The following is a 6,685-nucleotide window of genomic DNA, read 5'->3' as shown; positions in this document are numbered from 1 at the left end:
TTGCTGCTCGCGGAAGAAGCCGTTTTGTTGAGGCATGGCCAGGTGCACGCGGGCATCGGCCACGTCAGACATGGCGGTGATGGTTCGGGTCAGCTCGCCTTCCAGCGCGCGCTGGAAGTTCAGGCGTTCGTTGAACTGGGTCTGACCAATGGAGGACTTGTCCAGCAACTCGAAGCCCACCGCATTGCCCGTGCCGCCTTTGGGCAGACCCTGAGCGGCCAGCTTCATGCGCAGCTCGTAGACCTGGCCCGCAGGGACGAGGATGGTGCCGCCGGCCTCGTGCTTGTAGGGCACTTGCATGGCCGACAGCTGGCCGATGACGGCGCCGCCATCTTTGTCGGCCAGGCCGGTGAAGAGGGGGCGGTAGTCGCCCTGGGCCGACCACAGCGTGATGGCCAGTACGGCGCCGGCCAGGGCCAGCAGACCGGCGCCCATGGTCAGCTTGCTGCGCAACGGCAGGCCGTTCAGACGCTGCACGAAGTTGGGCGGCGCGTCGACGACCGGGGTGACCATCACCGGGGCGGCGGCTGCAGGGGCGCTGAGGGCGTTGTCCATCGAGGGGCGAGACGGCAGGGGAGGTCGGAAATCGACCGATGGCGCAAATTATTCGTGCCCACCCCCCTCAAGAAAGCGCTGAAGTGGCCGACGCGGGCAGCGCATCTCCGCGCTTCGTGAGCGTGACTTGCTGCCAAAGTCCTGTCCCATGGACATGAAGCTGCGCCCCTTCGACTTCGCCCAGGCCGCCGCCCGTGCGGGCCTGGCGGTCAATGGCACGCCGCTGGCGACCAAGCCGGCCGCCACGCCGGGGGCCAGCTTCGGTGACGCGATGACGCAGGCGCTCAAGAGCGTCAGCGGCCAGCAGCAGGAGGCGGCCCGGCTGCAGCGTGAGGTGCAGCTGGACAACCCGACCGTCAGTCTCGAAGAGACCATGGTGGCCATGCAGAAGGCCCAGATCGGCTTCCAGGCGACACTGCAGGTGCGCAACCGGCTGGTTTCCGCCTACTCCGACATCATGAACATGCAGGTGTGACGGGAGTCGCTCGGCCAGTCAGTGGCCGCGGAACCCGGGCCCGCCTGGGCGATCTTCCGTAGCGGCTGGTGATGCTCACGGGACGTGCCCGGCTCACGCTTTTGCCAGTTGTGTCGGCTTGGGAGCGGCCAGGTGGTCAGCCTGGGGCAGTTGCTCTCAGCAGGCGCCCCTGCGGGCGTCACTGCCACAGATCTGTGGCCGGCCCAGCGGATTCAGGTCGATACGCAACTGCTGGTTGTGGACGTTGGAGATGCCGATGCGCGTCCAGTCCTGCGCCCGACCCAAGCCCGCCTGGAAGGTCACGCCCTGGCCAGACTGCAGCAACGTGCCCTTGTGTTCGCGGTAGGTGGCGCCACCCAACTCGCAGCGCGGTGCGCCAGTGCCGCAGTCGCAGGGCGCGGTGCGACTGCTGCCCCAACACCATTCGGGGCCGCTGTTGAAGCTGACATAGATGTTGCGCCCCTCTTCGACGCTGAGGGTCCGGGCGCGGCGCAGGTCCTGCTCCAGCATCTCGGCCACGTGGCGCAGGCGCTGGCGGGCCAGGTAGTTGGTGTAGCTGGGTATGGCGGCGGACAGGATGATGCCAAGTACCGCCAGCACGAAGACCACCTCGATCAAGGTGAAACCATGACCCCGGACGAGCGCGCCGGCGCGCCGGTGCCCCGTCATGGGTCCAGTTTCAGCAGGCGGCGTCGTTTCTGCGTCTGGTCCACATAGACCTGCAGAGAGCGCCCGGCATTGGCGTCGAGCTCCACGAAGGAGCAGCCCAGTTGCAGCGTGCCGCTGGCATCGCCACTGATGGGGCTGGCATGGTGGGGCAGCAGCGTGATGCGCAGTGCACTGATGCGGTCCAGCTCCAGCACGAGGCCCTCTGCCACCCGGCCGGGAGCGAGGGCGGTGAAATCTGGCGGCAGGGCCAGGGCCAGGCCACCGATGCTGATGTCGAGCACCCGCAGCGCGCGGCCGTGTTCTGCGCCGCCCGGCACAATGACCCGAGGGTAGGCGCTGCCGGCGGGCTGTACGCGAAAGGACTGGCGGCGCTGGAAGCGATAGAGCCGTGTCGGCAGCGTGCCGCGGAGCACGGTACCCTGCTCGCCGCTGACGAGCACAGGGGCCTCGATCTCGAATTGCAGCTTGACGGCGCCGAGATAGGCGACGGCGGTGATCTCGCCCTGCGCCACCAGGGCCTGGCTGATGCCCTCGGGGTCGGCCCCGATTTCCAGTCCGATGAGGTCTGCGTCGGCGTCCAGGGCGACGATGCGGCTGGACAGGCTCTGGCCGGGCGGGCCGGCGAGCAGCAGGCCGGCTCCTTCACGCTGCAGTTGCTGCAGATAGGCCGTGATTTCGGCCGTGGAGACGACGCGCAGTTCCTCGGAGGTGGCTTCAGGGGCGGTCATGCCCACGATGGTAGTCGCATGATTGGAGCCCTCGTCCGTGATTCGCCTTGGGTGGCCTTTGCAGACCGCGCTGCGACCCTTGCGCGAACGCGCCTGCCCGCCGTGCGCACTGTTCCGTACTCAGTCCCGCGGGCGGACCGGCTTGAGAGCGGCCCGCTGCGCGGCCCGCAATGCCGGTACGGCGTCAGTGCACCGTGCGGCTCTTGCCCTGGAGTACATGGCCGAGGTCTTCGAGCCAAGGTTCGGCGAGGTTGCGGATCTCGGCATCGTTGAGCAGGATGCGCTGCATGATGCGCGTCTTCAGCTGCGACTCGCCACTGGCGAGCTGGCTGTGGTTGGCGGCGGCCTTGAGCTGGGAAATCAGCAGTACACAAGCCCCTTCGAGCTTGACGACTTCATCCCAGTTGCCGGTGCGGGCGGCCGTCAGCATGTCGGCGCTCGCCTTCTCGATGGCTTCGTAGTAGTTCAGCAGGTCGGCATTCATGGCGAACGGGAAGAATGGAGGCAGACAGGGCTCAGGCGGCGTGCGGGGAGGCGACCGGCGCTGCGGCCGGTGAGGTGGCGATGCCCTGCCAGGCTTCGCGCACGGGGGCGAGCAGCTGCCGGCACTCCTCGATGGCGGCAATGTCGCTGCGCAGGTTCGCCTGGGTGAGCCGGACGCAGATGTAGGCGTAGAGGTCGCGCAGGTCGGCAGCCACTTGGCCGCCCTTCGGGTCCAGCGCGGCGCGCAGGCCCTCGTCGAAGATGCGCACGGCGCGCTGCAGGCTGCGGGTCTTGAGCTCAACGTCGCGGTTGCGGATGGCCTGGATGGCCAGGCCCATGGCATCGTTGGCGCCGTCGAACAGGAGTGTGACCAGGCGGTGCGGGTTGGCTCCCAGCACGTCGGTCTCCAGACCGACCTTGGAGTACGTGCTGGCGCCGCGGGCGGCGAACGGGGAGGAGGTTTGGCCGTACATGGGGAGGGGATGGCGTCGTGTTGACTATCTTTTCGGCGGCGGCGACGCGGACTTGAGCCCTCTGAAACCACGAATTGGCTCGCTTTGGCCGCCTTTCGCGTGCTGAATTGCCGCCCCCAAGACAAAGCGGCGGTTTCCCAGGTGGGAAGCCGCCGCTGCAGTCTGGGCCCTGGCGCTCCGTCAGCCGCTCTTGTTCATCAAGGTCAGCTGCTGGGACAGGTAGGTGCTGAGGCCGCTGTACTTGCTCATCGTCGTGTCGAGCGCGGAGTACTGGGCGCGCAACCGCTTCTCCATCGAGTCGTTGCGGTCGTTGAGCTCATCGATGCGCTTGTTGTTGCGGTCGATCTGGCTCTGGATTCCCGTGCTGCGGTTGGAGATGCTGCCTTCGGTGCCCAGGACGCCGTCGACAAAGCCGCGCAGCTTCGTGGCGAAGCCATTGTTGGCGTCACTGTTCTTGTCGACACCCATGAAGAATGCCTTCAAGTCGGTCAACTTGCTGTTGAGCGCGTTGTCGAGCTTGGTGCCGCCCGCGGCCAGGTTGCCATCCTTGCCAGGGTCCAGTCCGAGGTCGGCCATGCGCTTCAGGCTGCCGCCCAGCGTGGTGTTGCTGCCGACGATGCTGCGCAGCTGGGAGGCCAGCGAGTTCGCGGTGGCATCGCCCTGTAGCGGTCCGGCCGTCTTGGTGCTGGCGTCGTACTTGGTCTGCGTGCGCAGCATCGTGTTGATGGCGTTGTAGGCGGCCGTGAAGTCGGTGATGGCTTTGCGGATGGCGTCCGTGTCGGACGCGATGCTCAGGTTCACCGGCGGGGTGACCTTGAGCAGCAGGATGTTGAGGCCGTCGATCGTGCTGTTCAGTGCGTTGGTCTCGGAGCTGACCGGCAGCCCGTTGACCATGGCGCGGGCGTTGACGGCGCGCAGCGCCAGCGTCATGCCGTTGGGCATGCCGACCGGGTCATAGGCGAGCTTGGCGAGGCCGCCGGTGTCCTCGGACCCGGGGGCGGCCTGAATGCGAAAGCCGTTGCTCTCGCCGCTGTTCTTGGACGTGATCGTCAGGCGCGCGCCACTGGCGTCCTGGATGATGGAGGCCGTCACCCCGCCGTTGGCGGCGTTGATCTTGTCGCGGATGTCGGTGAGCTTGTCGCCGCTGTTGACGGTGATCTCGAAGGCCGAACTGCCGGACTTGGCGGTGAAGCCGGTCGGATTGTTGTTGGCGTCCGTGGCCCAGGTGCCCAACTGGATGGTCAGCTTGCCCTGGCCGATGGTGGCGCTGCCGCTGGCCACGCTGTTGGCCATGGCGATGGACTGCGCCGAGGCCAGCTGAGTCACTTCCACGCTCAGGCTCCCGGTCGCCGGCGTGCCGGAGGCCGCGACGGTCACGGCCGACGTGTCGGAGGACGTGGCCTTGACGCTGCTCCAGGTGCTCGGATTCGTCAACTTGGCGGAGGCGTCGCGCAGCGTGGACAGCGCGCTCTTCACCTGACCATAGACCGAGAGCTGGGTTTGCAGGCCCGCACTCTTTTTCGAGATGTCGTTGATCGGCTGCTGCTGCAATGACATCAGCTTGCTGATCATCGATTCGACCTCGAGGCCGCTACCAATTCCGATTGATGAGATGGTCGCCATGGCTGCCAAATGTAAAAAAGCCGAGAGTCCAGTGGGACTTCGGCCGTATTTTGGGGAACTTTAGGGTTCCGTGCGTGAATTTGTTGGCGATGGTCAGGGCAAGGCCTGCCCGGCCCAACCTTAGCCCTTCAGCAGCGACAGGACCTGCTGCGGCAACTGATTGGCCTGGGCGACCATGGCGGTGCCGGCCTGCTGCAGGATCTGGGCGCGGCTGAGATTGGCTGTTTCCGCGGCGAAATCGGCGTCCATGATGCGGCTGCGGGCGGCGCTCTGGTTTTCCACGGCCACCTGCAGGTTGGAAATGACGGCGTCGAAGCGGTTCTGGGCGGCGCCCAGCACGGCGCGCTGGCTGGTGATCGTGGTGAGGGCCGCGTCGATGTTGTTGATCACCGAGCCGATGGCGCTGAAGTTGATCGTGCCGCCAATCGATGCGCGATTGAGACCGGTGTTGTTGGTGCCGGAGACGAGGGTGATGGAGCTGTCCGCCGCCATGTTGGTCGTCCCGATGTCAATCTGATCGTTGACAGTCGTGTTGGCGCCAACCTGAAAGGTCTGCGTGCCCGAAGCGCCTGCCAGAATGGCCTTGCCGTTGAAGGTGGTGCCACCGAGCACGCGCTGGATTTCCTTGGCCAGTTCGCCGAATTCCTGGTCCAGGGAGTCCTTGTCGGCGCTGGTGTTGGTGGCGTTGCGGGCCTGCACGGCCAGCTCACGCATGCGCTGCAGCGAGTCGGTGACCTTGGACAGGGCCCCGTCGGCCACCTGTGCCAGCGAGATGCCGTCGTTGGCATTGCGGATGGCAACTTGCGAGCCGCGCACCTGGGTGTTCATGCGGTCGGCGATGGCCAGGCCGGCGGCATCGTCCTTGGCGGAGTTGACGCGCAGTCCAGAGGACAGTCGCTGCATCGAGATCGCCAGTGACGATTGCGACGCGTTCAGGTTGCGCTGGGCATTCAGCGACTGAAGATTTGTGTTGATGGTCTGCGGCATCACTCACTCCTAGAGTCAGGTCGGCGAGCCGGCGTTGCGGATTGCCAGACTCTGTATGGAGCGAATTCTGCGAGGGCCTCTCCTGGCCTAAAGCCTGATCAAGGGGGGAAACCACGCCCAATCAAAAACGCCACGCCGCCAGCCTGGTGGCTGCGGCGTGGCGCGGTGGGTGCGGCTGCGCGGTCAGCTTCGGAGCAGCGACAGCACCTGCTGCGGCAACTGGTTGGCCTGGGCAATCATGGCCGAGCCGGCTTGCTGCAGGATCTGGGCGCGGCTGAGGTTGGCCGTTTCCGAGGCGAAGTCGGCATCCGTGATGCGGCTACGTGCTGCGCTCTGGTTCTCGACGGCAACCTGCAGGTTGGAGATGACGGCGTCGAAGCGGTTCTGGGTGGCGCCCAGGATGGCGCGCTGGTTGTTGACGGTGTCCAGGGCCGTGTCGAGGTTGTCGATCACCGAGCCGATGGCCGAGAAGCTGGCGGTGCCGTCGATCGACACGCCGGAGGTGACGGCGGTGATGTCGGTGGCCGTCTTCATGTTCTTCATGCCGACGTCGATCTGGTCATCACCCGTGGTGTTGGCGCCGACCTGGAAGGTCTGCGTCTTGGCATCGGCGCCGAGGATGTGCTTGCCGTTGAAGGTGGTGCCGCCCAGCACGCGCTGGATTTCCTTGGCCAGCTCGCCGAACTCCTTGT

General features: G+C 66.2%; 9 protein-coding genes. 1 reads left to right on the top strand and 8 read right to left on the bottom strand.

The window, feature by feature from the left end; translation table 11 throughout:
• Positions 1–555, bottom strand: a 555-nt coding sequence (gene fliF / locus VGF12_RS21715) for a flagellar basal-body MS-ring/collar protein FliF (RefSeq protein ID WP_331178135.1), incomplete at its 3' end; no start/stop codon positions are given.
• A 148-nt stretch (positions 556–703) separates the two neighbouring features.
• Here fliF and fliE point away from each other — a divergent pair.
• Positions 704–1,030, top strand: a complete 327-nt coding sequence (gene fliE, locus VGF12_RS21710) for a flagellar hook-basal body complex protein FliE (RefSeq protein ID WP_331178134.1) — start codon at positions 704–706, stop codon at positions 1,028–1,030.
• Positions 1,031–1,186: 156 nt separating this feature from the next.
• Here fliE and VGF12_RS21705 read toward each other — a convergent pair whose 3' ends face one another.
• The 7 genes from VGF12_RS21705 to VGF12_RS21675 all read right to left on the bottom strand — a co-directional run.
• The gene (locus tag VGF12_RS21705; RefSeq protein WP_331178133.1) at positions 1,187–1,699 is read right to left on the bottom strand and encodes a prepilin-type N-terminal cleavage/methylation domain-containing protein; all 513 of its coding nucleotides are present in this window, start codon (positions 1,697–1,699) and stop codon (positions 1,187–1,189) included.
• The gene (locus VGF12_RS21700) at positions 1,696–2,427 is read right to left on the bottom strand and encodes a flagellar brake protein (protein ID WP_331178132.1); all 732 of its coding nucleotides are present in this window, start codon (positions 2,425–2,427) and stop codon (positions 1,696–1,698) included. Before VGF12_RS21700 ends, VGF12_RS21705 begins: the two co-directional genes overlap by 4 nt.
• 184 nt (positions 2,428–2,611) lie before the next feature.
• Positions 2,612–2,911 (bottom strand): flagellar protein FliT, encoded by a 300-nt coding sequence (locus VGF12_RS21695; RefSeq protein ID WP_331178131.1) that lies wholly within the window; start codon positions 2,909–2,911, stop codon positions 2,612–2,614.
• Positions 2,912–2,942: 31 nt separating this feature from the next.
• Complete coding sequence (gene fliS / locus VGF12_RS21690) at positions 2,943–3,383, bottom strand: flagellar export chaperone FliS (RefSeq protein ID WP_331178130.1); 441 nt, start codon at positions 3,381–3,383, stop codon at positions 2,943–2,945.
• Between the two features lie 180 nt (positions 3,384–3,563).
• Positions 3,564–5,006 carry a flagellar filament capping protein FliD gene (fliD, locus tag VGF12_RS21685; RefSeq protein ID WP_331178129.1) on the bottom strand — a complete coding sequence of 481 codons (1,443 nt, stop codon included), beginning with the start codon at positions 5,004–5,006 and terminating at the stop codon, positions 3,564–3,566.
• Between the two features lie 120 nt (positions 5,007–5,126).
• The gene (locus VGF12_RS21680) at positions 5,127–5,993 is read right to left on the bottom strand and encodes a flagellin (RefSeq protein WP_331178128.1); all 867 of its coding nucleotides are present in this window, start codon (positions 5,991–5,993) and stop codon (positions 5,127–5,129) included.
• Between the two features lie 183 nt (positions 5,994–6,176).
• Positions 6,177–6,685: flagellin (locus VGF12_RS21675; protein ID WP_331178127.1), on the bottom strand; the 509-nt coding region annotated here is incomplete at its 5' end.

The sequence above is a fragment of the Roseateles sp. genome, assembly GCF_036404855.1.
GTDB lineage: Bacteria > Pseudomonadota > Gammaproteobacteria > Burkholderiales > Burkholderiaceae_C > Pelomonas.
Note: the sequence above shows the minus strand (reverse complement) of the source record. Positions and strands in the feature narration are given on the sequence as shown.

Bases quoted from the DNA above. Each gene is read 5' to 3' on its own strand.
- fliE (WP_331178134.1), top strand. From the start codon at position 704: ATGGACATGAAGCTGCGCCCCTTCGACTTCGCCCAGGCCGCCGCCCGT.
- VGF12_RS21705 (WP_331178133.1), bottom strand. From the start codon at position 1,699: ATGACGGGGCACCGGCGCGCCGGCGCGCTCGTCCGGGGTCATGGTTTC.
- VGF12_RS21700 (WP_331178132.1), bottom strand. From the start codon at position 2,427: ATGACCGCCCCTGAAGCCACCTCCGAGGAACTGCGCGTCGTCTCCACG.
- VGF12_RS21695 (WP_331178131.1), bottom strand. From the start codon at position 2,911: ATGAATGCCGACCTGCTGAACTACTACGAAGCCATCGAGAAGGCGAGC.
- fliS (WP_331178130.1), bottom strand. From the start codon at position 3,383: ATGTACGGCCAAACCTCCTCCCCGTTCGCCGCCCGCGGCGCCAGCACG.
- fliD (WP_331178129.1), bottom strand. From the start codon at position 5,006: ATGGCGACCATCTCATCAATCGGAATTGGTAGCGGCCTCGAGGTCGAA.
- VGF12_RS21680 (WP_331178128.1), bottom strand. From the start codon at position 5,993: ATGCCGCAGACCATCAACACAAATCTTCAGTCGCTGAATGCCCAGCGC.